The 24127-nt window shown below is 72.5% G+C and carries 20 protein-coding genes, 1 tRNA gene and 1 pseudogene; 4 read left to right on the top strand and 18 right to left on the bottom strand.

What is annotated here, in order from left to right; all coding sequences use genetic code 11:
• Positions 1–58 precede the first annotated feature (58 nt).
• Both brxD and Srubr_RS18930 read left to right on the top strand, forming a co-directional pair.
• The gene (gene brxD, locus Srubr_RS18925) at positions 59–1411 is read left to right on the top strand and encodes a BREX system ATP-binding protein BrxD (protein WP_189999225.1); all 1353 of its coding nucleotides are present in this window, start codon (positions 59–61) and stop codon (positions 1409–1411) included.
• A 53-nt stretch (positions 1412–1464) separates the two neighbouring features.
• A complete protein-coding gene (locus Srubr_RS18930; RefSeq protein ID WP_189999223.1) occupies positions 1465–3612 on the top strand; it encodes a DEAD/DEAH box helicase in 2148 nt (715 codons plus the stop codon).
• Between the two features lie 74 nt (positions 3613–3686).
• Here the strand turns inward: Srubr_RS18930 and Srubr_RS42255 are convergent.
• The 3 genes and pseudogenes from Srubr_RS42255 to Srubr_RS18945 form a co-directional block, all read right to left on the bottom strand.
• Positions 3687–4375, bottom strand: a pseudogene (locus Srubr_RS42255) (transposase); the annotation flags it as partial.
• A gap of 56 nt (positions 4376–4431) precedes the next feature.
• Positions 4432–5499 carry a PDDEXK family nuclease gene (locus tag Srubr_RS18940; protein WP_189999221.1) on the bottom strand — a complete coding sequence of 356 codons (1068 nt, stop codon included), beginning with the start codon at positions 5497–5499 and terminating at the stop codon, positions 4432–4434.
• A 506-nt stretch (positions 5500–6005) separates the two neighbouring features.
• Positions 6006–6079, bottom strand: a tRNA-Pro gene (locus Srubr_RS18945).
• Positions 6080–6205: 126 nt separating this feature from the next.
• On the opposite strand from Srubr_RS18945, the gene Srubr_RS18950 reads away from it, so the two are divergent.
• Both Srubr_RS18950 and Srubr_RS18955 read left to right on the top strand, forming a co-directional pair.
• A complete protein-coding gene (locus Srubr_RS18950) occupies positions 6206–6913 on the top strand; it encodes a transketolase (protein WP_189999219.1) in 708 nt (235 codons plus the stop codon).
• A 32-nt stretch (positions 6914–6945) separates the two neighbouring features.
• Positions 6946–7890 carry a transketolase family protein gene (locus Srubr_RS18955; RefSeq protein ID WP_189999217.1) on the top strand — a complete coding sequence of 315 codons (945 nt, stop codon included), beginning with the start codon at positions 6946–6948 and terminating at the stop codon, positions 7888–7890.
• Positions 7891–7959: 69 nt separating this feature from the next.
• Here Srubr_RS18955 and Srubr_RS18960 read toward each other — a convergent pair whose 3' ends face one another.
• The 15 genes from Srubr_RS18960 to Srubr_RS19030 all read right to left on the bottom strand — a co-directional run bounded on the left by Srubr_RS18960 (position 7960) and on the right by Srubr_RS19030 (position 24019).
• A complete protein-coding gene (locus tag Srubr_RS18960) occupies positions 7960–9276 on the bottom strand; it encodes an MFS transporter (protein WP_229926972.1) in 1317 nt (438 codons plus the stop codon).
• Between the two features lie 146 nt (positions 9277–9422).
• The gene (locus tag Srubr_RS18965) at positions 9423–9782 is read right to left on the bottom strand and encodes an MmcQ/YjbR family DNA-binding protein (protein WP_189999215.1); all 360 of its coding nucleotides are present in this window, start codon (positions 9780–9782) and stop codon (positions 9423–9425) included.
• Positions 9783–9812: 30 nt separating this feature from the next.
• Positions 9813–10340 (bottom strand): GNAT family N-acetyltransferase, encoded by a 528-nt coding sequence (locus Srubr_RS18970; protein WP_189999295.1) that lies wholly within the window; start codon positions 10338–10340, stop codon positions 9813–9815.
• Positions 10341–10342: 2 nt separating this feature from the next.
• Positions 10343–10909, bottom strand: a complete 567-nt coding sequence (locus Srubr_RS18975; protein WP_189999213.1) for a helix-turn-helix domain-containing protein — start codon at positions 10907–10909, stop codon at positions 10343–10345.
• 46 nt (positions 10910–10955) lie between these two features.
• Positions 10956–11858: a LysR family transcriptional regulator gene (locus Srubr_RS18980; protein ID WP_189999211.1), complete on the bottom strand. Its 903-nt coding sequence runs from the start codon at positions 11856–11858 to the stop codon at positions 10956–10958.
• A gap of 31 nt (positions 11859–11889) precedes the next feature.
• Complete coding sequence (locus Srubr_RS18985; RefSeq protein WP_189999209.1) at positions 11890–13083, bottom strand: glycine C-acetyltransferase; 1194 nt, start codon at positions 13081–13083, stop codon at positions 11890–11892.
• A 35-nt stretch (positions 13084–13118) separates the two neighbouring features.
• Complete coding sequence (gene tdh / locus Srubr_RS18990; protein ID WP_189999208.1) at positions 13119–14147, bottom strand: L-threonine 3-dehydrogenase; 1029 nt, start codon at positions 14145–14147, stop codon at positions 13119–13121.
• 221 nt (positions 14148–14368) lie between these two features.
• The gene (locus Srubr_RS18995) at positions 14369–14941 is read right to left on the bottom strand and encodes a GAF domain-containing protein (protein WP_189999206.1); all 573 of its coding nucleotides are present in this window, start codon (positions 14939–14941) and stop codon (positions 14369–14371) included.
• Between the two features lie 61 nt (positions 14942–15002).
• Positions 15003–15602 carry a GTP-binding protein gene (locus Srubr_RS19000; protein ID WP_189999204.1) on the bottom strand — a complete coding sequence of 200 codons (600 nt, stop codon included), beginning with the start codon at positions 15600–15602 and terminating at the stop codon, positions 15003–15005.
• On the bottom strand, positions 15580–15951 hold the full coding sequence (locus Srubr_RS19005; RefSeq protein ID WP_030620868.1) for a DUF742 domain-containing protein: 372 nt from the start codon (positions 15949–15951) through the stop codon (positions 15580–15582). Before Srubr_RS19005 ends, Srubr_RS19000 begins: the two co-directional genes overlap by 23 nt.
• A gap of 2 nt (positions 15952–15953) precedes the next feature.
• Positions 15954–16388 carry a roadblock/LC7 domain-containing protein gene (locus tag Srubr_RS19010; RefSeq protein ID WP_189999202.1) on the bottom strand — a complete coding sequence of 145 codons (435 nt, stop codon included), beginning with the start codon at positions 16386–16388 and terminating at the stop codon, positions 15954–15956.
• Between the two features lie 89 nt (positions 16389–16477).
• Entirely contained in the window at positions 16478–18925 is a 2448-nt protein-coding gene (locus Srubr_RS19015) for a sensor histidine kinase (RefSeq protein WP_229926971.1), read from the bottom strand.
• Between the two features lie 482 nt (positions 18926–19407).
• The gene (locus Srubr_RS19020; protein ID WP_189999200.1) at positions 19408–20574 is read right to left on the bottom strand and encodes an MBL fold metallo-hydrolase; all 1167 of its coding nucleotides are present in this window, start codon (positions 20572–20574) and stop codon (positions 19408–19410) included.
• Positions 20575–20951: 377 nt separating this feature from the next.
• Positions 20952–21737 (bottom strand): SGNH/GDSL hydrolase family protein, encoded by a 786-nt coding sequence (locus tag Srubr_RS19025; protein WP_189999892.1) that lies wholly within the window; start codon positions 21735–21737, stop codon positions 20952–20954.
• A 203-nt stretch (positions 21738–21940) separates the two neighbouring features.
• Positions 21941–24019: an alpha-galactosidase gene (locus tag Srubr_RS19030; protein ID WP_189999893.1), complete on the bottom strand. Its 2079-nt coding sequence runs from the start codon at positions 24017–24019 to the stop codon at positions 21941–21943.
• Positions 24020–24127: the final 108 nt, after the last annotated feature.

Raw genomic sequence — 24127 nt, forward strand, 5'->3', positions numbered from 1 at the left:
AGCGCGGTGCAGGGCCGGGTGTCCGGCCAGGTGGCCGGCCGGATGCGAGACTATTCGGGTGAACGCGTTTGGATCTTCGGCATCCGGGGCTACCACTCCGGTCAGCGCGGTGCGGCGGCGTGCTGTCGTGGACGCCCTGCGGCGCGGCGCCGTCCCCGAGAGCGGCCTCGACCTGCTCGCCACCGGACTAGGCCGCTTCGAGCGGGCCGTCGATGAGGAACTGGACACTGCCGCCGCCGGCGGTTCGGTGTTCAAGGCCGTGCGCGGCGAGTACGGATCCGGCAAGACCTTCTTCGCCCGCTGGCTCGGCGAGCGCGCCAAACGGCGCACATTCGCCGTGGCCGAGGTGCAGGTGTCAGAGACCGAGACCCCGCTGCACAAGCTGGAGACGGTCTACCGGCGACTCACTGAGCGCCTGGCCACCGCGAGCTTCCCGCCCAGCGCCCTGCGGCCGGTCGTAGACGCCTGGTTCTACGCACTCGAGGAGGACGCACTCGCCGACGGCGCTTGCGAGAGCGAGCTGCCACAGGCCGTGGACCGGCTGCTCACTGCCCGCCTGGCCGAGGTGTCCCGACACGCCCCCGCGTTCGCCACCGCCCTGCGCGGATACAAGCAGTCACTGGATGCCGGCGACGAGGCCACCGCCGCTGCGGTGATGGCCTGGCTCGGCGGCCAGCCACACGTCGCCGCAGCCGCCCGGCGCAGCGCAGGCGTCCGCGGCGACCTCGACCACTTCGGCGCCTACGGCTTCCTGCAGGGCCTGCTCGCCGTGCTGAGGGACGCCGGGCACGCCGGACTCGTCCTCGTCCTGGACGAAGTGGAAACCCTGCAACGGGTCCGCTCCGACGCCCGCGACAAGGCACTCAACGCGCTGCGGCAGCTCATCGACGAGGTCCACTCCGGCCGCTTCCCCGGCCTGTATCTCATCATCACCGGCACGCCCGCCTTCTACGACGGGCAGCAGGGCGTCCAGCGACTCGCACCGCTCGCCCAGCGCCTCGCCACCGACTTCACCACCGACCCCCGCTTCGACAACCCGCGGGCCGTCCAGATCCGGCTGCCCGGATTCACCGAGGCATCACTGACCGGCCTGGGCGCCGCCATCCGCGACCTGTATGCCGAAGGCTCCCTGTCCCCCGACCGGATCAAGCAGCTCGCCGACGACGCCTACCTCACCGACCTGGCCCGGGCTGTGAGCGGGGCACTGGGCGGGAAGGTCGGAGTAGCACCACGGCTGTACCTGAAGAAGCTGGTCGGCGACGTACTCGATCGGATCGACCAGTTCCCCGACTTCGACCCGCGCACGCACTACAAGCTGACCGTGGGCAGCAGTGAGCTCACCGCCACCGAACGGAACTTCGCCGCGCCCGCACCGGCCGTCTCGGCTGACGACCTCGACATCGACCTCTGACGACCCAGTTCCCGAAGTCCCGAACGCTGACGAACAGCCCTGGAGTTGCAGACGTGCAGGAGCAGCCACGCGGCACCGACCCGCTGGAGCGCCTCGACCCGGTAGTCCTGCACCACATCGTCAACACGCTCGGGTGGCCCGATCTGCGCCCCCTGCAGAAGGCGGCCGTGCATCCGCTGATGAACCGTGAGGACGCGGTCCTGCTCGCGCCGACGGCGGGCGGGAAGACGGAGGCCGCCACCTTCCCCCTGCTGTCCGCCATGCGGGAGCAGCGCTGGACCGGCACCTCCGTCCTCTACCTGGCCCCGCTCAAGGCGCTCCTGAACAACCTGGTGCACCGGATCGACAGCTACGCCCAGTGGCTGGGGCGCCGAGCCGCCCTCTGGCACGGCGACACCCCCGAGTCCGTACGCCGTCGCATCCGCACCGAATCCCCCGACTTCCTGCTCACCACGCCCGAGTCCCTCGAAGCGATGCTCATCAGCGTCAAGACCGACCACGCACACATGCTGGGCCGGGTGCATGCCGTCGTCGTGGATGAAGTGCACGCCTTCGCCGGGGACGACCGCGGCTGGCACCTGCTCGCCGTACTCGAACGTTTGGAACGGCTCGCCGGCCACCGCATCCAGCGCATCGGCCTGTCCGCCACGGTCGGCAATCCCCACGCCCTGCTCACCTGGCTCCAGGGCGCACGCCCCGCCGACCGCCCCGGCCGGGTCGTAGCCCCCGGCGTCACTCTGCCTGCCACAACCGGCACCACCAAACTCCCGCGCCCGGCGGGAGAGGTGGAGCTCGACTACGTCGGCTCGCTCCCCAACGCTGCCAAGGTGATCTCCGCCCTGCACCGGGGCGAGAAACGGCTTGTGTTCTGCGACTCCCGCAAGCAGGTGGAAGAACTCGGTGCGGCACTGCGCGCCCGCGACGTCACCGTGTTCCTCTCCCACGCCTCGCTGTCCACCGACGAACGCGCACGCTCCGAGCAGGCATTCGCCGAAGCTCGCGACTGCGTCATCGTCTCCACCTCCACCCTGGAACTCGGCATCGACGTCGGCGACCTCGACCGGGTCATCCAGATCGACTCCCCCAGCACAGTGGCCTCGTTCCTGCAGCGCATCGGCCGCACCGGGCGTCGCGCTGGCACCTCCCGCAACTGCCTGTTCCTCGCCACCCGGCCCGACGCCCTGCTCCAAGCCGCCGGCCTGCTCACTCTGTGGGCCCGTGGCTGGGTGGAACCCGTCACGCCGCCTCCCTCACCCCGCCATCTCGTCGCCCAGCAGCTCCTCGCCGTCACCCTGCAGGAACACCGTGTCGGCGACCGGCTGTGGCCCGAGCAGTGGAACGGCCTGGCGCCCTTCGACCAGTCCGCCGCGCCCCTCCTGTCACACCTGGTCGCGGAAGGCTTCCTCAACAGCGACGGCGGCATGCTGTTCATCGGCTCCGAAGCCGAGAAGCACTTCGGCCGCCGGCACTTCATGGAGCTGACCGCCTCCTTCACCGCACCCCCCGAGTTCACGGTGCTCGCTGGACGCACCGAGATCGGCACCACCGACCCCACCGTCCTCACCGAAGAACGACCGGGCCCGCGCCGCCTGCTGCTGGCCGGCCGCAGCTGGCAGGTCACGTTCATCGACTGGGCCCGACGCCGTGCCTTCGTGGAACCCGTCGAGGACGGCGGCATCGCCAAATGGCAGGGCAGCGAAGCCCGCGGGCTGTCCTACATCCTCACCCGCGCCATGCGCGACGTCCTGCTCGGCACCGACCCCGACGTCCGCCTCACCCGCCGCGCCGTCGCGGCCCTCGCTGAACTCCGCATGGACCGCGCACCTCACGAAGTCCACCCGGCGGGCACCCTGCTGGTCCGCGACGCCGACGCCACCCGCTGGTGGACCTGGGCCGGATACCGCGCCAACGCCACCCTCACCGCCTCCCTCGGCAACCTCGCCGACCCCGTACAGCGCCCCACGGACACTCATATCCGGCTTCGCCAGGACCTCTCCCCCACCGACTGGAAGACCGCCCGCGCCGAACTCCCCGACTCCCTCACGCTGCCCACTGTTGATCCGCGAGCAGTCCGCGGCCTGAAGTTCTCGGCGGCCCTCCCGCCCCGCATCGCCACCACCACCCTCGCCGAACGCCTCGCCGACTTCGACGGCGCCCTCGCCGCAGCCCGCGAGCCCGTACGGATGGAATGGGGCATCTGAACAACCCGGTACACAGGCGATTTGCTGCCGTTGCGGTTCTTTCCCTCTGGGGCCTGTTGTGAGAGTGCTGGTGACAGCCACTCGTTGATGGCTGCGACCAGCACGGTCGCTTCGTAGCGGACGGCGAGTTCGTCGTAGCGGGTGGCGGCGGCCCGGTGACGCTTGAGCCGGTTGGTCCCGCACTCGATCGCGTGCCGCTGCTTGTAGTCGTCCTTGTCGAACTTCGGCGGCCGCCCGCCACGCGATCCGCGCCTGAGGCGGTTGCGGACCCGGTCCGCCGGAACCGGGTTGGTGGCCTTGGTTCCGCGCCTGCGCAGGTAGGAGCGGTTGCCACGGGAGGCGTACGCCTTGTCGGCCCGGACCCGGTCCGGGCGCTTGCGCGGCCTTCCGAGCCCCAGCCGGGGAACCCGGATGGCTTCCAGGACCGGCTCGAACTACGGGGAGTCGCCTCGTTGCCCGGCCGTGATCACGACAGACGGTGATCAGGCCCTTCTCATCGGCCTCGGCCTGGAGCTGGGTGAGGATCTCCCCCCTCGCCCAGGTGCCGTCCCGCTGCCAGCACCGGGACAGGTCATAGAACCGGCCCCACGGCCCGTGACGTTCGGGGCACGACCCGCCAGGGAGCACCGGTCCGGGTCCGCTACCGTATGCCGTCTGTCAACTACCGCCGCGTCCACACCCGCTGCCGGCCCGGCTTGATGCCCGTCGGCAGCAGGGGCTCAAGCCGGGCCCACTGGCCGTTCGTCACATCCCCACGTCCCACAGGACGGGATCATCAACGAACAAGATCCACTTTCGCTACAGGCCCTAGCCGATCTGCTACTGGCCTCCGTCAGGAGACGGTCGCAACTCGCCCGGCTCGTAGCTGAGTCGATAAGCGCGGACACTGCTCGGGTTCATGCGGTAGATCGTGATGCTCGACAGAAACTGCTGCTTGATGTCCAGGATGCGTTGCCGCTCCTTCTCTTCAATCCCGCTGATCCACACCTCGATGTGTTCCGGCAGCTTGAAGGCCAGACGATAAGCGTCCTCGTCTTCTCGTGGGGAAAGCGTCCACTCAGCAGTTGCGGCTTGCCCAGACCTGCGCAGCCGCACAGCGTGGTCGGGGCACTGTTCGGCGTAGGAGAGGAACTGCTCCTGATCCTCGGCGACCAGCGGCAGGATGAACGGGGCCGCGGGGAAGCCCAGCAGCAGCTCGGCCGCAGCATGCTGTTCCAGGGTGTCGACAAACTTCGCAAGGATCACAGAGGCAGCAGCCTTGAACTGCTCGGCACTGGTATCGACCGGCAGCGGCGGCACCCCTGTCGGCCATGTACCGAGAGCCTCGCGGAGCACCTTGCGCATCCACGTCACAGGGAAGGGCACGACGGCGTGGGCGTTCTGCGCCGAATAAAGGCTGGCCGCAGCGATCCGGATCGCATTGCGCAGCCACGTGAAGGACTCGCCGGACAAGTCCACCAAGGAAATCTGGTGGGCGAGGGCATACTGCTGGGCGCTCTGAGTGAACCCGTTGGCCGAAAAGAGCGCGTAGGTGTACTGGTAGCGCCGCCGGGGCCGGGTACCGGCATGACTCATGAAGTTCTCGTTGACGTCGTGCAGGACGCCGTGCGCATTGCGCACGACCTCCAGTTCGCACGGGGTCGAGTAGTGCTTGGCTTCCAGGAACAGTCGAACTGGGAGGGAGAAAGCGGGGGTGAAAGCGAACTCACCGAGCACGTCCACCTGATGGAGCGCCCCGCGGCCACGGACACGCAGAGCGCCACCTGATCCGATGAGTTCGGCATCGTCCTGTCGATAGTCGACTATCAGACGGTAGCCGCTGTGCCGGAGCAACCAGGCCAGGGCCTCCTCAAGCAAGTACCCCCGCAACGTGGACCTCTTCGCCATGCCCCTGCCCTACCCCTGCCGTTCACCGGACTTACCCAAAGGTGATCTTCTCACCCGCTGCTGGACCCGACCGGCCCTGTCCCGTGCGGCCGGGCCCGGCAGGTCAAAAGGTGGATCACCGAGCAGCGCGGCGCCGTCGAGTGCCCCCGGCTCGTTCACAACCGCGTCACGCGTCTGCTGGACAGAAGCCTCCGTGAGTCGCGTGGTCTGCTGATCTCCGTCAGATTCGCGGATCAGGCGGAGGCCGTTTCGCTGAGCCACGCGGCGCACGGCGGAGATGCATCGCCGGGCACGGCTCTCTCATGGCCATCCAGCGCTACCTCCACCCGGACAACCCCGAGATCACGACCGCCGGCACAGCACCGCGTCCCGCTCGCTCCCGGGCCCGATCGTCATGACCCGCTGACACCGGTCGAGGGAGCACTGGTCCCCGACTGGTCCCCAAAAAGATCAAGGGCCGGTTTCGGATTGCTCCGAAACCGGCCCTCATCTGCGACTCTCACGAGTCGGGACGACAGGATTTGAACCTGCGACCCCTTGACCCCCAGTCAAGTGCGCTACCAAGCTGCGCCACGTCCCGTCGCACGCTCTGACCTGGGGTTTCCCCGGGCGAACGCGCAGGAAAACCATACCGCACTCGGGTGGGTGGTCGCGCGCCCCTTTCCCCCTTGACCTCAAGTTTGGTTGAGGTTGCACGATCAACCACATGACGACCGCAACGGATCTGGGCCGTACGCACGGCTACGACGACCTGCCCCGGCTGATGGGGCTGATGACCGGTGACGAGAAGCACGGCCCCGCCGCCACCTCCACCCTCGACGTGCTGTGGGTGCTCTACGACCGGGTGCTCCGCGTGACCCCTGAGCGGCGCGCCGACCCCGACCGGGACCGCTTCCTGCTCAGCAAGGGGCACGGACCCATGGCGTACTACGCCGTGCTCGCCGCGAAGGGCTTCCTTCCCGCGGAGTGGCTGCCGGGGTTCGGCACGTACGACTCCCCGCTCGGGCACCACCCGGACCGGGTGCTGGTGCCGGGCGCCGAGATCGGCAGCGGGTCGCTCGGGCACGGGCTGCCGATCGCCGTGGGCACCGCGCTGGGCCTGCGTGCCCAGGGCCGGACCGACCCGGCGGTCTGGGTGCTGATCGGGGACGCCGAACTGGACGAGGGCAGCAACCACGAGGCGATCGCCTTCGCCGGGCCCGCCGGACTGGACCGGCTGCACACCGTCGTGATCGACAACTCCTCCGCCAGCCACGCGCTGCCCGGCGGGATCGCGGCCCGGTTCGAGGCCGCCGGCTGGTCCGCCGTCACCGTGGACGGCCGCGACCACGCGGCGCTGTACGCGGCGTTCACCGCGCCGCACCCGGGCCGGCCGCATGTCGTCGTCGCCCGTGTCGAGCCGAAGAACGCCTGACCCTCCCCCGCTCCCCGAAAGGGCACACCTCCATGGACACCATGCGTGACCGCTTCGCACCCGTCGTCTCCCGGCTGCTGGACGAGGACCCCCGCCTCGCCGTCGTCCTCGCCGAGATCGGCCTCGACGGCTTCCAGGACGCCATGCGCCGCCACCCCGACCGGGTGATCAACGTCGGCATCCGCGAACAGCTCCTGGTCGGGGCGGCGGCGGGGCTGGCGCTCACCGGGCTGCGGCCCGTCGTGCACACCTTCGCCAGCTTTCTCGTGGAGCGGCCGTTCGAGCAGGTCAAACTGGACCTGGGGCACCAGGACACGGGCGCGGTGCTGGTGAGCGCCGCCGCCTCCTTCGACTGGCCGGCCGGCGGCTTCACCCACATGGCTCCGGGCGATGTGGCCCTCCTGGACACGCTGGACGGCTGGACCGTGCATGTGCCCGGGCATCCGGACGAGGCGGAGACCCTGCTGCGGCACGCGGTCGCCGCGGGCGACGACAAGGTGTACGTACGGCTGTCCGTGCAGTCCAACCGGCAGGGGCGGCTGGTCGACGGGCAGCGCTTCGTCACCGTCCGCGAGGGCCGCTCGGGTGTCGTGGTCGCCGTCGGCCCACTGCTGGACACGGTCCTCGCCGCCACGGAGGGCCTGGACGTGACCGTGCTGTACGCGACGACGGTGCGGCCGTTCGACGCGGCCGGGCTGCGCCGGGCCACGGAAACCGCCGGTACGGACGTCGTGCTGGTCGAGCCGTACCTGGCGGGGACCTCCACGACCGCGGTCAGCGAGGCACTGTCCGACGTGCCGCACCGGGTGCTCGGCCTCGGCGTCGGCCGGCGGGAGCTGCGCCGCTACGGCACGATCGACGAGCACGTGGCCGCGCACGGCCTGGACGCGGCGAGCCTGCGGGAACGGATCGGCGGCTTCGTGGAAGCCGGACGAGTGCCGGTGGGCGGACGCGGTCCGGTCTCCGTGGGCGGGTGAACCACCGGCCCCAGCGGGCGGAGGGTCAGGGCCCCACCGGACGGATCGGCCAGGCGGGAGGCCGGGGCCTCAGCGGGCCGGCGTGGCCGGGGTCCCGGGGGCGGGTGTGGCCGGTTCGGCTCGGGCCAGGTCGCGTATCGCCGGTATCGCCAGCAGGACCACCGCCACGAGCAGGCTCACGGCCGCGGCGGTCAGCAGGACGCGGCCGGCGCCCAGTGCCCCGGCCGCCGGTCCGGCCAGGGCCTGGCCGACGGGCAGCATCGCGAGCGAGCCGGCGACGTCGTAGGCGTGGATGCGGTTGAGGACGTCGGACGGGACCTGCGTCTGCACGGTGGTCGCCCACATCACCCCCCAGAACGACATGCCGGCACCGGCGAGAGCGGCCCCCGCCGCCATGGCCGGCACCCCGAGGCCCGCCCCGACGGCCGCCGGGAAGCCGAAGAAGGCGAAGAGGGACAGCGCCCCGGCGCGGAGCATGCGGCGCGGGCGCAGCCGCAGGGCGAGCAGGCCGCCGATCACCGTGCCCGCGCCGAGGGCCGAGTTGACCAGGCCGTAGGCGCCCGGGCCGTGCCGCTGGACGACCTCGGTCGCGACCAGCGGGACGGTCGGGCCCCATACGGCGATCATGTAGAGGCACCAGACGGCGATCACGCCCCACAGCCAGGCACGGGAGCGGAACTCCCGCCAGCCGACGGCGAGGTCGGCGCGGAAGGCGCGCAGGGCGGAGCCGGTGGCGGCCCGGTGCCCCGCGGGGAGCGGGGGCAGCCGGAGCAGCAGCAGGCACAGGGCGCTGAGCGCGTAGGTGGCGGCGTGCGCGGCGAAGACGCCCCCGGCCGAGGCGAGGCCGACCAGGACGCCGGCCACGGCGGGGCCGGCGAGCTGGGCGGCGGACTCCGCGATCCGTATCGCGCCGTTGGCGCCCTGGACGTCCGCGGCGAGGCGGGGGACGGTGCTGGCCACGCCGGGCTGGAAGACCGCGCCGGCCACGCCGTTGACGATGCCGATGGCGCAGATCTGCCACAGCACCACCTGCCCGGCGAAGAACAGGCCGGCGGCGAGGGACTGGGTGACGAGCCGGACCAGGTCCGCGCCGATCATCAGCCTGCGGGTGCTGAACCGGTCGGCGACGACCCCGCCGAAGACGACCAGCCCGGCGAACGCGGCGGCGGTGGCGGCCATGGCGAGACCGACCGCGCCCGCGCCGTACCCGTGTTCCAGCAGGCCGGCGGCGAGGGCGACGGGCAGCATGGTGTCACCGAGCCGGGCGACGGCCCGGGCTACGAAGAACAGCGCGAAGTCCCGCGACCACACGGCCGGGGCACCGGCCGCGGCCCCCCGCGCCCGCCGCGCGCCGAGGGCGTGCCGCGCGTCCGTTCTTCCGGTCATCCGAGTGCTCCCCTCCCTGTCGACGGCGCGTCCGGCGGCTCGGGCCGCGGTGTCTCCGCCGCTGCCGTCACCCGCGGGCCCGCGCCTCCCCGTACCGCCCCCGTCGCGGGATGATGCCACCCCGCCGGCCGCCCCCACCAGGCTTTTCAGCCCCCGGCCGGGAGCCCCAACTCGGGGTGAGCGTCCAGGAGTCGGGGCGGGGCGGCCTGGCGCCAGGAGTCGGCCAGGATGTCCCGCAGTTCCTCCTCGTCCTCCAGGGCGGCCAGTCTCGCGCGCACCCAGGCGAACTGGGCCTCGTGGCCGGCGACCCAGAACTTGTCCGGCTCGGCCAGCACCAGTTCCTCGCGCTCCTCCTTGGGGCAGCGCACGGCGATGGACGTCTCGTCCTCGGGCAGGGTCGCGAACATCTTCCCGGCCACCCGGAACGTGGGCATGCTCCAGGCCACCTTCTCCGTGGTGTCCGGCAGGGACAGGGCGATTCGGCGTACGTCTTCTGCGTCCGGCATGACTCGCAAGGTAGCCCCTGCCACTGACAATCAGCCTCCGGGCCTGCCACCGAGCCGCTTGTAGTACAGCGTCGTCGGCCGCAGTTCGCCCGCCGGGCTCGCCGCGTAGTCGGGGAGGGTGCCGGCCTCGGTCCAGCCGGCCGAGCGGTACAGCCGCTCGGCGGGGCTGCCGGTCTCGGTGTCGAGGTGGAGCAGGGTGCGCCCGTCGGCCGCGGCGGCCCGCTCGGCGGTGGTCAGCAGCCGGCGGCCGAGCCCCCGCCCGCGCGCGCACCGGTGCACCATCAGCTTGACCAGCTCGGCCCGGTGCCGGCTGTTCGGCTTGCCCGGGAAGTCCAGGCTGACGGTGCCCGTCACCCGGTCCGTGGCGTCCAGGGCCGCCCAGACGGCGAGCCGGCCGGCCGCCGCGGCGGCGGCCCGTTCCCGCCACCAGGCGACCGCCTCGGTGTGGCCGAGCGGTGCGAGGAAGCCGACGGAGGCGCCCGCGGCCACGGTGTCGGTGAGCAGTGCCGCCAGGCCGTCGGCCCGCGCGCGTATCCGGTCGCCGTTCCAGCGCTCGATCCTCACGGCCGTACCACCGCCAGGACGTAGCGCGCCGGGTCCGGGCCGGCGCAGCGGAACCGGGTGGCTCCGGTCACCCGCATCCGCAGGCAGTCCCCCGCGTCGAGCCGGTGGGCCTGTTCGCCGACGGTGACCTCCAGTGCCCCCGCGAGCAGCCACAGGTGCTGTTCCAGGCCGGGCACGGGCGGGCGGTCGTAGGCGAGGTCCGCGCCCGGGGCGAGCCGGCCCTCGACCAGTTCGCCGCGCAGTCCGGTGTGCGGCGGGGACACGGACCGGCGTACGAAGCCGGCGGCGCGGTCCTCCCACACCTGCTGCTCGGCGGCGCGGACCAGCGGGGCCGGGGCCGCCTCGACCTCGCCGAGCAGCTGGGACATGGTGCGGCCGTAGACGTGGCAGAGCCGGTTCAGGACGGCGGCGGTGGGGCTGGTCTCGGCGCGTTCGGCGCGGGACAGGGTGGACCGGCTGACTCCGCTGCGCTCCGCCAGCTCGCCCAGGGACCAGCCGTGCTCGGCGCGCAGCTCGGCCAGCCGGGCGCCGATGAGGAGATCGACAGGATCCTCGCTTCTCATATCCGGGACGCTATCCCTGATATGAGACGGCCGTGTTACGGACGGCTCACGTCCGGGCCGCCTCGCCGAGCGCCTCCAGCACCGGGCGGATCAGCGGATGTCCCTCGGCTCCCCGGCGTACGGCGGCGAAGACCCGGCGGGTCGGGGCGACGCCGTCGACGGGGCGTACGACCACGCCGGCGAGGTCCATGCCGCACAGCGCGGAGCGCGGTACGAGGGCGACGCCCGCGTCGGCGGCGGCGAGCGCGACGACGGCCCGGAAGTCGTCGGAGGAGTGTTCCAGACGGGGCTGGAAGCCGGCGCTCTCGCAGGCGAGGACGACCACGTCGTGGCAGGGGTTGCCCGGGTAGGGCCCGATCCAGGCGTCCTTGGCCAGTTCGGCGAGGGGCACCTCGGGGGTGTCGGCCAGCCGGTGTCCGAGGGGGACGACCGCGTCGAACGGCTCGGCGTAGAGCGGGACATGGGTCAGGCGGGGGTCGTCGGCCGGCGGGGCGCCCCGGTACTCGACGGCGACCGCCACGTCCACCTGGCGGTCCAAGACCATGGGCAGGCTGGCGTCCCCCTCCGCGTCCCGCACCCGGATCCGGATGCCGGGTGCCTTGGCGGCGAGGCGGGCCACGGCCGGGGCCACGACCTGGGCGATGCCGGTCGCGAAGGCGGCCACGGTGACCGTGCCCGCCTCGCCCGAGCCGTAGGCGGCCAGCTCGGCCTCGGCCCGCTCCAGCTGGGCGAGGACCGCGTTGGTGTGGCTGAGCAGGATCTCGCCGGCCGGGGTGAGCCGTACGCCCTTGGCGCCGCGTTCCACCAGGCGGTGGCCGGTCTCCTGCTCCAGGGCCGTCAGCTGCTGGGAGACGGCGGAGGGCGTGAGGTAGAGCGCGGCGGCCGCCGCGGTGACCGTGCGGTGGTCGGCCACCGCACGGAGGATGTGGAGCCGCCGCGCCTCGATCATGTCCCTGATTATCCCAGCTCGTCCGGCCCGGTCAGGCCGCCAGTTCGGCGCGCGCCGCGACGAACGCGCCGACCGCGCGGTGGACGTCGTCCGTGGAGTGCGCGGCGGACAGCTGGACCCGGATGCGGGCCTGGCCCTGGGGGACGACCGGGTAGGAGAAGCCGATCACGTACACCCCGCGCTCCAGCAGCAGTTCGGCCATGCGGGCCGCCTTCGCCGCGTCACCGATCATGACGGGGGCGATGGCGTGGTCCCCGGGGAGGATGTCGAAGCCCTCCTCGGTCATCCGGCGGCGGAACAGCGCCGTGTTCTCGGCCAGCCGGACGCGCAGGTCGTCGGCGGACTCCAGCAGGTCGAGGACCTTCAGGGAGGCGGCGGCGATCACCGGGGCGAGGGTGTTGGAGAACAGGTAGGGGCGGGAGCGCTGGCGCAGCAGGGCGACGATCTCGGCACGGGCGGCGACGTAACCGCCGGACGCGCCACCGAGGGCCTTGCCGAGGGTGCCGGTGACGATGTCGACGCGGTCCATGACGCCGTGCAGTTCGGGGGTGCCCCGGCCGGTCGGGCCGACGAAGCCGACGGCGTGCGAGTCGTCGACCATGACCATCGCGTCGTAGCGGTCGGCGAGGTCGCAGATCTCGCGCAGGGGCGCCACGTAGCCGTCCATGGAGAAGACGCCGTCGGTGACGATCAGCCGGCGGCGGGCGTCGGACGCCTCCTTCAGCCTGGCCTCCAGGTCCGCGAGGTCGCGGTTGGCGTAGCGGTACCGGCGGGCCTTGGACAGCCGGATGCCGTCGATGATGGAGGCGTGGTTGAGGGCGTCGGAGATCACCGCGTCCTGTTCGCCGAGCAGGGTCTCGAAGACACCGCCGTTGGCGTCGAAGCAGGAGGAGTACAGGATGGTGTCCTCCTGGCCGAGGAACGCCGACAGCCTGGCCTCCAGCTCCTTGTGCACCTCCTGGGTGCCGCAGATGAAGCGGACGGAGGCCATTCCGTAGCCCCAGCGGTCCAGGGCCTCGTGGGCGGCGGCGATCACCTCGGGGTGGTCGGCGAGGCCGAGGTAGTTGTTGGCGCAGAAGTTGAGGACCTCGCCGGGACGGCCGCCGGCGGTGACGTTGACGGTCGCGGACTGCGGGGTGCCGATGACCCGCTCGGGCTTGTGCAGGCCGGCGGCGCGGATCTCGTCGAGGGTGGCGCGCAGCTCGTCGCGGACGGTGTCGAACATGGGGGGCTCCTGAAGGTGCTCGCGGTTGCAGGGGGTCAGGCGGTCCAGTCGAGGATGACCTTGCCGCCCTTGCCGCTCGCGGCGTCGGCGAAGGCGGCCTCGAAGTCGCGGTAGCCGTACCGGCCGGTGATCACGGGGGCGAGGTCGAGTCCGCCCTCCAGCAGCACCGACATCGCGTACCAGGTCTCGAACATCTCGCGGCCGTAGATGCCCTTGACGGTGATCATCGAGGTGACGATCCGGGCCCAGTCGACGGGGAACTCCTCGGCGGGCAGGCCGAGCATGGCGATCCGGCCGCCGTGGGTCATGTTGGCGATCATGTCGCGCATGGCCTCGGGGCGGCCGGACATCTCCAGACCGATGTCGAAGCCCTCGCGCAGACCCAGTGCGCGCTGGCCGTCGGCGATGGTGGTCCCGGCGACGTTCAGGGCGAGGCTCACCCCGATCTTGCGGGCCAGGTCCAGGCGCTCCTCGCTGACGTCGGTGATGACGACGTTGCGGGCGCCCGCGTGCCGGGCGACGGCGGCGGCCATCAGGCCGATCGGTCCGGCGCCGGTGATCAGGACGTCCTCGCCGACCAGCGGGAAGGAGAGCGCGGTGTGCACCGCGTTGCCGAACGGGTCGAAGATCGCGGCCACGTCGAGGTCGACGGGGACCCGGTGCACCCAGACGTTGGACGCGGGCAGGGCCACGTACTCGGCGAACGCGCCGTCGCGGCCGACGCCGAGGCCGACGGTGGCCCGGCACAGGTGGCGGCGGCCGGCCAGGCAGTTGCGGCACTTGCCGCACACCAGGTGGCCCTCGCCGCTGACCCGGTCGCCGACGCGGACGTCGGTCACGTCCCGGCCGGTCTCCACGACCTGCCCGACGAACTCGTGGCCGACCACGAGCGGGGTGCGGATGGTCTGCCGGGCCCAGCCGTCCCAGGCCCGGATGTGCAGGTCGGTGCCGCAGATACCGGTCCGCATGACCTTGATGAGGACGTCACCGGGGCCGATGGCGGGCTCCGGTACGTCCGTCAGCCACAGACCCGGCTCCGCCTTCTCCTTGACCAGCGCCTTCAACGCTACGGCTCCTGTGGGTGAGGCCCGGCCCGCGGGCATGCCGAAGGAGCCCGCACCGGGTCAGAGGGGTGGAATCACCCCGCAATCTGCCCTATGCGCGCCGCCGGGGTCCATCGAGCTTTTCTTAACCGGCGCCTCAGCTTTCCTTCAGGCCCCGCGAGTGTCCCTCGTCTCCCTTGCCCGGAGCCGTTCTTGAGCCCGGTTCCGGCGAGGCGGCGCCTTCAGAGGGGCAGGCCGTCCCGCGCGCTCCGTTCGAGGCGTACGACGAGGTCGGCGGCCAGCGCCTTGATGGTGTCCAGGCCCGTCCTGCCCCAGGCGCGCGGGGATGTGTCGGCGGCACACACCGTGCCGAGCGCCATGCCGGAGCCGTCGATGAGCGGGGCACCGAGATAGGAGCGGATGCCGAACTCGTCGACGACCGGGTTGCCCGCGAACCGCGGGAAGTCACGGACGTCGTCCAGGACCAGCGCCTTGTGTCGTACCACCACATGGGGGCAGAACCCATGGTCGCGCGGCAGCACCCGGCCCATCTCGGCCCTGCTGCCGTCCTCGCGGACGACCGGGGCGGCGGGGGTGCTCAGGCCCGCGAAGAACTGGTGGTCCTCGCCGATGAAGTTGACCATGGCGTAGCTCGCTCCGGTGAGCCGGGCGAGGTGGCCGGCGAAGGCGTCGAGCGCGGGGTCGGGCCGGTCCGCCAGACCCAGCCGGCGCAGCCGCTGGACGCGCGCGGGGGCCTCCTTGTCCTCGGGGGTGAGCAGCAGACCCCGGACCGGCCGGGGCGGCTCGTAGCTCATCGCCGGGCTCCGGCGCTGTGGGTGTACCGCATAGGGGAACTCCGTGGACGGTGTGTCTGGATCACCTGTGGGCGCCCTGGCTGGGCGTGGCCGCCGGGGCGAGGGCCAGCAGATGGCGTACGAGGGTGAGCAGGGTCTGGACGCCGGAGCTGGAGATCCGCGCGTCGCAGCGCACCACCGGGATCTCCGGGCCGAGGTCGATGGCGGCCCGCACCTCGTCGGGTGCGTAGCGGTGGGCGCCGTCGAACTCGTTGACGGCGACGATGAAGGCGAGGCCGCGCTCCTCGAAGAAGTCGACGGCGGCGAAGCAGTCCTGGAGGCGCCGGGTGTCGGCGAGGATCACCGCGCCGAGCGCGCCCTCGGACAGTTCGTCCCACATGAACCAGAACCGCTCCTGCCCCGGCGTGCCGAACAGGTACAGCACGTGTTCCGCGTCGAGGGTGATCCGGCCGAAGTCCATGGCGACGGTGGTCTCCATTTTGTTCTCGACGCCGTCGAGACTGTCCGTGCCGACGCCGACCGTGGTGAGCAGCTCCTCCGTGCTGAGCGGCGCGATCTCGCTGACCGCGCCCACGAAGGTCGTCTTGCCGACCCCGAACCCGCCCGCGACCAGGATCTTGAGCGCGGTGGGGAACGGGTCAGAGCTGTCGTCGTAGTCCATCGAGCACTGCCTCCAGCAGAGACCGGTCAGTGGGAGTGTGGTGGTAGGCGGGCGGCTTGGTGGTCAGCGCGCCGCAGTCGACCAGGTCCGACAGCAGCACCTTGGTGACCACCGCGGGCAGCTTCAGCTGGGCGGCGACCTCGGCGACGGGGACGGGCGCGCGGCACAGGTCGAGCGCCTGCGCGTGCTCGGGGCCGAGGTAGCCGAGCGGAGTGACACCGGTGGCCATCACCTGCGACATCAGGTCGAGGGCGATGCTGGGTTCGGTGCGGCCGTCGCTGACCGTGAACGGCCGCACCAGCCGCCCGGCCGCCTCGTCCAGCCAGGGCCCGTCGCCGGCTGCGGCCACGCTCAAGGCCTCGTCGCCGCGGGGTCCGCGGTCTGCTGCCGGGGGGCGGTCACCAGGTAGGGGCGCACGCTCTTGACCAGCATCGCCATCTCGTAGCCGAGCACGGCGGCGTCGGCCTCGCGGCCGGCCAGCACGGCGAGGCAGGTGCCGGAGCCGGCGGTGGTGACGAAGAGCAGGGTGGTGTCGAGTTCGACCACGACCTGGCGCACGTCCCCGCCGTCGCCGAACCGGACGCCCGCGCTGCGGCCGAGGGAGTACAGGCCGCAGGCCAGGGCCGCCATGTGGTCGGCGCTGTCGGCGTCCAGGCCGTGTACGGACTTCACCAGTCCGTCGGAGGAGAGGAGCACCGCGCTGGTGGTGTGCGGTACGCGCTGCACAAGGCCGCTCAGCAGCCAGTCGAGGTCGGATGCGGGGATGGTCGGCGCATCGCTCGCCATGGTGGATCGACTCCTTGGGGTACGAAGCTCTGCGGGAGCGCTGGGGGTGGGGGTACGACGTGCGGGGGCGGGGGCGCGAGCGGGCACGGTCATCCGGCCGGGGCACTCCCGTCGGCTCGGCCGGTACCGCGGGCGCCGTCCGGCAGGGGCGCCGCGTGGGTGCGTGCCTGGGGTATGGCGGCCGGGGCCGGTGGTTGCTCGGGGGTGGTGTGGTCCGGGCCCATGTGCTCTGAGCCCATGTCGGGTGTGTCCGTGTGGGCGGAGGCTGTGTGGGCGGAGGCTGTGTGGGGCGAGGCCATGTGTTCGGGAGCCATGTGCGCGGAGCCCGTGTGGGCGGAGGCTGTGTGCTCGGGAGCCATGTGCGCGGAAGCTGTGTGGTGAGCCCCCATGTGCGGGGCGTCCATGTGGGGCGAACGCATGTGGCCGTAGGGGGTGTTCGCGTACGCCTCTTCGCCGTAGGCCCCGTACGTCCTCCCCTCCCCCGTCGTCCCCCCGTACTCCGGCTCTTCCTGCCCCGGCTCCCCGTACCCGGACTCCAGGTGCCGCTGGGCCTCGGCGAGTCCGAAGCCACGCTGGAAGGCGGCCATCAGGCCGGGGTCGTGGCCGGCGACGGTGCCCGCGTCCTGGCGGGGCACCGGGCCGCCGCGCAGTTGGGGCGCGATGTGTTCCTGGGCGCGCCTGCGGGGCAGTGCGGGCTTGTCCATGGTGTCGCGGGTGTCGCGCACCATGTCGACGCGCGAGGTGGACACGCGCGGGGTGGGCGGCAGACCCGTGTGTGACTCCACCACCGGCCGGTCCTCGGCGCTGACGCCGGGCACGGCGTCGGCGGGGTTGGGCCGTGTTCCACGGGCGCCGCGGACCGGCAACGGGGGCGGGGCGCCCGCTCCCTGGCGTTCGCGCGTACCGTTCCCGGCGTCGCGTCGCCCGGAGCCGCGCTGCGCGTGCCGCCGCCGCCCGGTGCCCGGCGCCTGTCCGGCACCGGCGCCGGTCCCGTCCTCGGCCGCTGTGCCGCCGGTCCCGATGTCGCCGGTTCCGGTCCCTCCGCCCTCGGTCTCCGTGCCGGTGGCCGGCGCGGAACCGTTTCCCGCGCGTTCCCCGGCACCCTGCCCGTCCGTGCCCGGGTTCGCGCCCCGGGACGAGGACGCCGACGTGGACGACGGCACGCGCGGCTGCGGCACGGCGGCGACGACCTCGGTGCCCAGACCCGCGCCCACGTTCACGCCCGCGCGCTCACCCGATCCCGATCCCGGCACCGACACCGGCGCCGGCACCGGTCCCGAACCCTCATCCGGCCCCGCACCGGCGTCCGTGTCCGCGTCCGGCACCGCCCGTGCCTGGCCCAACAGCGCCTGGGGGACGACGAGCACGGCCTGGACACCGCCGTAGATGTTGGTCTGGAGCCGCACCTGGATGCCGTGCCGGCGGGCGAGCTGGGAGACGACGTAGAGGCCGATGCGGCCGTCGGCCAGCAGGCTGGCGACGTTGACCTGGTCGGGGTCGGCGAGCAGGGCGTTCATCCGGTTCTGCTCGGTGACGGGCATGCCCAGCCCGCGGTCCTCGACCTCCACGGCGAGCCCGGAGGTGACGAGGCCGGCGCGGAGCAGCACCTGGGTGTGCGGGGCGGAGAACACCGTGGCGTTCTCGATGAGTTCGGCGAGCAGGTGGATGACGTCGGCGACGGCGTGGCCGCGCAGCTCGCCGTCGACGGGCGGCACCAGCCTGACCCGGGAGTACTGCTCGACCTCGGCGATGGCGGAGCGCAGCACCTCGGTCATGCTGACCGGGTTGCTCCACTGGCGGCGGGAGACGGCACCGCCGAGCACGGCGAGGTTCTCCGCGTGCCGCCGGATCCGGGTGGCCAGGTGATCGACGTGGAAGAGGCCCTTGAGCAGCCCGGGGTCCTCGATGTCGTTCTCCAGGTCGTCGAGGATCGAGATCTCCCGGTGCACGAGGGACTGAAGCCGACGCGCGAGGTTGACGAAGACCTCCAGTTTCTGTTCGCTGCCCGTCTGGCTGGAGAGCTGGGCGGCCCGGACGACGGCGGTGACGGCGCCGTCGTACGCGCGGGCCAGGTCGGCGGCGAGCAGCTCGAAGTCGTCGGCGTCCGGAGGTGGCCCGCGGCGCCGGCCGCGCTGGGGCGGGGCCTCGCCCTGCCGGAGCGCGTCGACCAGGGCGTGCAGGTCGGCCTCGACGCGCGCGGCGGTGCGCCGGAGCGCGTCGACGCGGTCGGCGATCGAGCGGGCGGCGCGGTCGGCGGCCACGGCGGCGATCAGGATGCCGGCGACGGTCACGCCCGCCGCTCCGGCGACCATGGCCCACAGCAGGGGGCCGGTGTGCGTCCCGGCGGAGCGGACGCTGAACAGCACCGCGGCGCCGGCGCCGAGCGCGACCGCGAGGGGCGGCAGGACGGCGAGCCGCATCAACTGGGGCCGTATGTGCGTCTCGGGCGGTGCGGGAGCGGGTCGGGCGACCGGCCGCCCGTGCCGGCCGCCCTCGCGACGGTCGGCGCGGGCGGCCGGCGCTCGGAGGTGAGACATCTGCGTCCTCGTACTGGTCCGTCGGGCTTGTGGTCCTCGTGCGGTGCGCGCTGCGGGCATGCGTCGATGCGGGCGCGCGTCATCGCGGCGTCGGCCGACGGGACCGGGGAATCCGGCCGCATGCCACCCGACGGACACTCACAGTAGTTGTCCGCGCATCCTGTGTGGTGGGCAGTTGACAAAGTCCCCCGCGGAGCGTCCCGCTCTGGTATGAGGAGCCGTACGACAGACCGATAACCCGGCCGAATGTCCCCCGGACGGCGCGAAAGATACCGGTGCGACCTGGTCGGAAGCGATCAGAAAGCGAGACCGGGGGTGGCGGGCCGGATCGGCCCGCCACCCCCGGTCGGGTGTGAACGTGCGAATATCAGTGCGCCTCGATCACCCGCCGGACCGCCTCCCCCACGGGGTGCGGCCCTGGCAGATGTCACCGAGAGTAGTTGCCTTGGCCTGGAATCGTCGGCGCCGAAACCCCGGTCCGCTCAGCCCCGTACGGGCGGTTCCGCCACGAGCGCGCCGGCCGAGCGCCAGGTGCGCCGGACGTCACCCGAGACGTGTCGCCACCAGGCCTCCGCCGGCAGCTTGCCGGCGGGTTCGAAGGGCTCGCCGGGACGGGGCAGGGCCACCGCCTGCCCGGCCTCCTCGGCGACCTCCTTGGTCCACTCCCCCGGCTCCGCCCAGGGGTGCGGAGCGAGGTTGAAGGTGCCCCAGTGGATGGGCAGCAGCACGCCGTGCGGTGCCCCGCCCTGGAGGTCGAGGTGGGCGCGCAGGCCCTCCTCCGGGGTCATGTGGATATCGGTCCAGAACTCGCTGTACGCACCGATCTGGATCATCGTGGCGTCGAACGGGCCGTGCGCGGCGCCGATCTCCCGGAAGCCGTCGAAGTAGCCGGTGTCACCGCTGTGGTAGATCCGGTGCTCCTCGCCTGCGACGACCCAGGACGCCCAGAGGGTGTGCTGGGTGTTGCGCAGGCCCCGGCCGCAGAAGTGGCGGGCCGGGGTGGCGGTGAGGGTGAGTCCGCCGATCCGGGTGGACTCGTGCCAGTCCAGTTCGCGCAGCCGGTCCGGGGCGACGCCCCAGTGCTCCAGGTGGGCGCCGACGCCGAGCGGCACGGCGAACAGGGTGTCCGTGCCGGCCAGCGCCTTGACGGTGGGCAGGTCCAGGTGGTCGTAGTGATCGTGCGAGATGACGACGACGTCGACCGGGCCGAGCGCGGCCAGCGGCAGCGGAACCGGGTGCAGCCGCTTGGGGCCGGCGAAGGGGAACGGGGAGCAGCGCTCGCCCCAGACGGGGTCGAACAGCACGCGGTGGCCGTCGATCTCGGCGAGCACGCTGGAGTGGCCCATCCAGGTCAGCCGCAGTGCGGTGGCGGGCGGCTCGGCCAGGTCGGCGAAGGTGGTGGGGTGTACCGGGACGGTGCCCCGGGGTGAGCGCAGCGGCCGGGTGTCCTTGTCCAGGAACACCTTGGCGAGGTCCAGTGGCGAGGCGCTCGGCCGGGTACGGGCGGGGCCGCCGGGGTTCTGGAAGACACCGTCCTCGAAGTGCGGCGAGCGGCGGATGCGGGCCAGGCGGGCGCCGCCCGGTTCCGCTCCGAACGCGGCGGGCCGCAGGGCGCGCGGCCCGGAGCCCGGAGAACGCAGACCGGTCACGGTACCTCCCGGTGGAGTGGGGTGAGGCCCACCATTATGGTCGGCACCTCCGACAGCCCGGGCGGGCCGGGGCACTTCGTGCACCCTGCCGTCTCCGAAGGGCCGTTGACGACGGCCCTTCGCCTCCTGCGGTTTCGGCGGACGAACCGGCGGTGCGGCAGGCGTCCCGCCCGGACGGTGGGCCCGGCACGGCGTGCGGAGTGGGCGGACGATGCCCTGGCCGGCGCTGACCGGGCTCGTCACGGCGGGCGTTGTCCTGAACGGCGAGAGGGACGCGCGGGCCGCGTCCCGGACCGCCCCTCGCGAGCGGTCCGGGACGCGGCCGGCGGCGTCAGGCCACGAAGGCAAGCACCGTCAGGCCCCGGAAGCGAACGGCGTCAGGCCACGGAGGCGATGCGCATCTTGATGTCGTCCGGCGAGAGCGTGCCCTTGGCGGTCACGTGGTCGCCGGAGGACTCGCCGCGCAGCCGGCGCCCGATCCAGGGCACGAGGAACTCCCGCGCCCAGTGGACGTCGTCGCGGCGGACCTCCAGGGTGCCCCGGGGCGGCAGCGGCGGCCACGGCTGCTCGGGGTCGGCCGGCACCTCCAGGCCGAGGACCTGTCCGGCCCGCAGCGCCACGCGCGTGTGCCCCTCGGGCGACAGGTGCAGGCGGTCGCTGTCCCAGGCCCGGCGGTCCTGCACGGACTTCAGGGACCACAGGTCGAGCACGGGGCAGCCGTAGCGGTCGGCGATGGCCCGGACGTGTCCGTTGTACGTGGCGATCTTGCCGCGCAGGTGCTTGAGCAGGGGCACGCCACGGGTGTCGAAGCCGGTCGTCACCATCACCGTGCCGGCGGCCGCGGTCAGCCGGGCAACGGCCCGCTCGAAGCGCTCGGCCACCTCGTCGGGGTCGGTGCCCGGACGGATGATGTCGTTGCCCCCGGCGCAGAAGGAGACCAGGTCGGGTGCCAGGTCGACGGCCTGCGGGACCTGGTCGGCCACGATCTGGTCGAGCAGCTTCCCGCGCACGGCGAGGTTGGTGTACTGGAAGTCGCCCTCGGGACGCCGGTCGGCGAGCAGCACCGCGAACCGGTCGGCCCAGCCCACGAACGCCCCGTCGGGCCCGGGGTCGCCGACGCCCTCGGTGAAGCTGTCCCCCACCGCCACGTACGACCCGATCACTGATCTGCTGTCACTCTTCGAATCGTCTGCCACGACGGACCATGATTCACCTTCGGATGTGACCTACGCGACCGTAGGCAGGGGTTGACTAGCGGTGAGATGAGCCACTCTTAAAGTCTTTGCAATACAGGAATAAAGGCGGCTTGAACCGGTGGGTCCGACTTCCCCGACTTCCCCGACTTCCCCGACTTCCTCCGGGTGCTTCATATGCGGCGCAGCCGGAGAACCGTCGCGTCCAGGTCGCCCTTGAGTCCGGTGCGCAGCCCGTGGTGCAGCAGGACCGCACCGCGGTGCACTTCGCCCGTTTCGCGGCATTCGTAGGATGCCGACGGGTCGAGTCCGCGCAGCCGCACCGTCGGCACCGGCTCCCCGTAGTGCTGCGCCTGGAGCCAGGCGAGGACGACGGTCTGCTCGCCCCTGAGGTACTGGACGGCGCTCAGGCCGCCCGTCGGGGGCCGCAGCCGGTACAGCTCGCCGTGCTGCACGAGCGGCCGGATCTCTTTGTAGAGTTCCACCCACCGCCGGGCCTCGGTCCGTTCCCGCGGGCTCCATCGCGTCAGGTCGCCGCCGACCCCGAGCACGCCCGCCATGGCGCTGACGAACCGGAAGCGCAGCGAGCTGGCTCGCCCGTTGAGCTGGGTGTTGGGGCTGTCGGTGACCCAGGCCGCCATCACGCGCGCGGGGTGGAGCTGGGTGAAGCCGTGCTGGATGGCGAGCCGGTCCAGCGGGTCGGTGTTGTCGGAGGTCCACACCTGGTCGGTGCGGCCGAGCATCCCGAGGTCGATCCGGCCGCCGCCGCCCGAGCAGGACTCGAAGGCGACCCGCGGGTGGGCGGCCCGCAGCCGGTCCAGCAGGGCGTACAGGGCGCGTACATGGTCCACCCACAGGCGCTGCGGGTAGGGCTCCCCGGGCCAGCCGGCGTCCGTGAAGCAGCGGTTGAAGTCCCACTTCACATAGTCGATCGGGGCGCTGGAGAGCAGGGTGTCCAGGTGCTCCCAGAGGTACTCCCGGACATCCTCGCGGGCGAGGTTGAGGACGAGCTGGTTGCGCAGTTCCGTGCGCGTGCGGCCGGGGTGGTGCTGCACCCAGTCGGGGCGGGCGCGGTACAGCTCGCTGTCCGGGTTGACCATCTCGGGCTCGACCCAGATCCCGAACCGCATGCCGAGCGCGTGTACGTGGTCGGCGAGGGGCTTCAGGCCGCGCGGGAAGCGGTCCGGGCTGGGCGTCCAGTCGCCGAGGCCGGCGCGGTCGCTGGTGCGGGCGCCGAACCAGCCGTCGTCGACGACGAACAGCTCGACGCCGATCTCGGCGGCCCGGCGGGCGAGGGCCGCCTGCTGCTCCTCGGTGATGTCGAAGTACGTCGCCTCCCAGGAGTTGAACAGCACGGGCCGGTCCCGTTCGGCGTCCGGGATGACGTGGGCCCGCTGGTAGGCGTGCCAGGCACGGCTGGCGCCGCCGAAGCCGCCGTCGCTCCACAGGCCGGCGAAGACCGGGGTGGTGTACGACTCCCCGGGCGCCAGGAGCAGCAGGCCCGAGTCGTCGTGTCCGGCGCCGCCGGTGATCTGCACGCGCGCGTCGGGGAGTTGGGCGACGCTGATGCGCCAGGAACCGGACCAGCCGAGTGCGCAGCCGTAGACCTCGCCGCGCTCCTCGGTGGCGTCGGTGTCGAGGGCGGCCCACGGCAGGTGCTGGTGGCCGGTGTGGCCGCGGCGGCTGCCGATGACCTTCTCGCCGTAGGTGAGGGGGGCGGTGATGAGCCGGGACTCGGCGGCCCACCGGCCGTGCAACTGGGACAGCCGCCAGCCCTCGCGGTCGGGCAGCGTCCAGGTGGCCGCGTCGGCGCGCAGCAGTTCCACGGGCTCGGGGCCGCCGTTGGCTACGGTCACCCAGCGCTCGACCACGTCACCGCGCATCCGGTAGTGCAGCGTGACGCCCACGCCGTCGTCGTCGAACCGCAGCCGCAGGGTGCCGTCCTCCCCGTCCACGTCGTACGACACGAAGCGCCACTCGGTGCCGCGCCGCCGGCCGGTGCGCACGGACAGGGCGGGGCGGACGAAGCGGGGGCCGCCCTCGACGGGGTACTCCTCGCGGCCGTCGAGCGGGGACTCGAAGGGCCAGGGGCCGGGCGGCGGGCGCTTCGCCAGTTCCTCGGCGTCGGCGAGCGCGATCGGCGGCCCCCAGTGCAGGTGGAGCAGTTCGTCCGCGCCGGTGAGGTGCAGGGCGTAGCCGCTGCCGGGGCCCGACAGCAGCCAGGTGCGACCGTCTTCGGCGATGTCCACCATCGAGACCTCACAGGGGTCAACAGTTCCGCGCAAGCCTCAACATCATCAAGGGCTCCGGGGTCTCCTGACAATGCCTGTGGACAACTCATTGCCCCAGGAAATCGATGC

The organism is Streptomyces rubradiris (assembly GCF_016860525.1).
GTDB classification, from domain to species: Bacteria; Actinomycetota; Actinomycetes; order Streptomycetales; family Streptomycetaceae; genus Streptomyces; species Streptomyces rubradiris.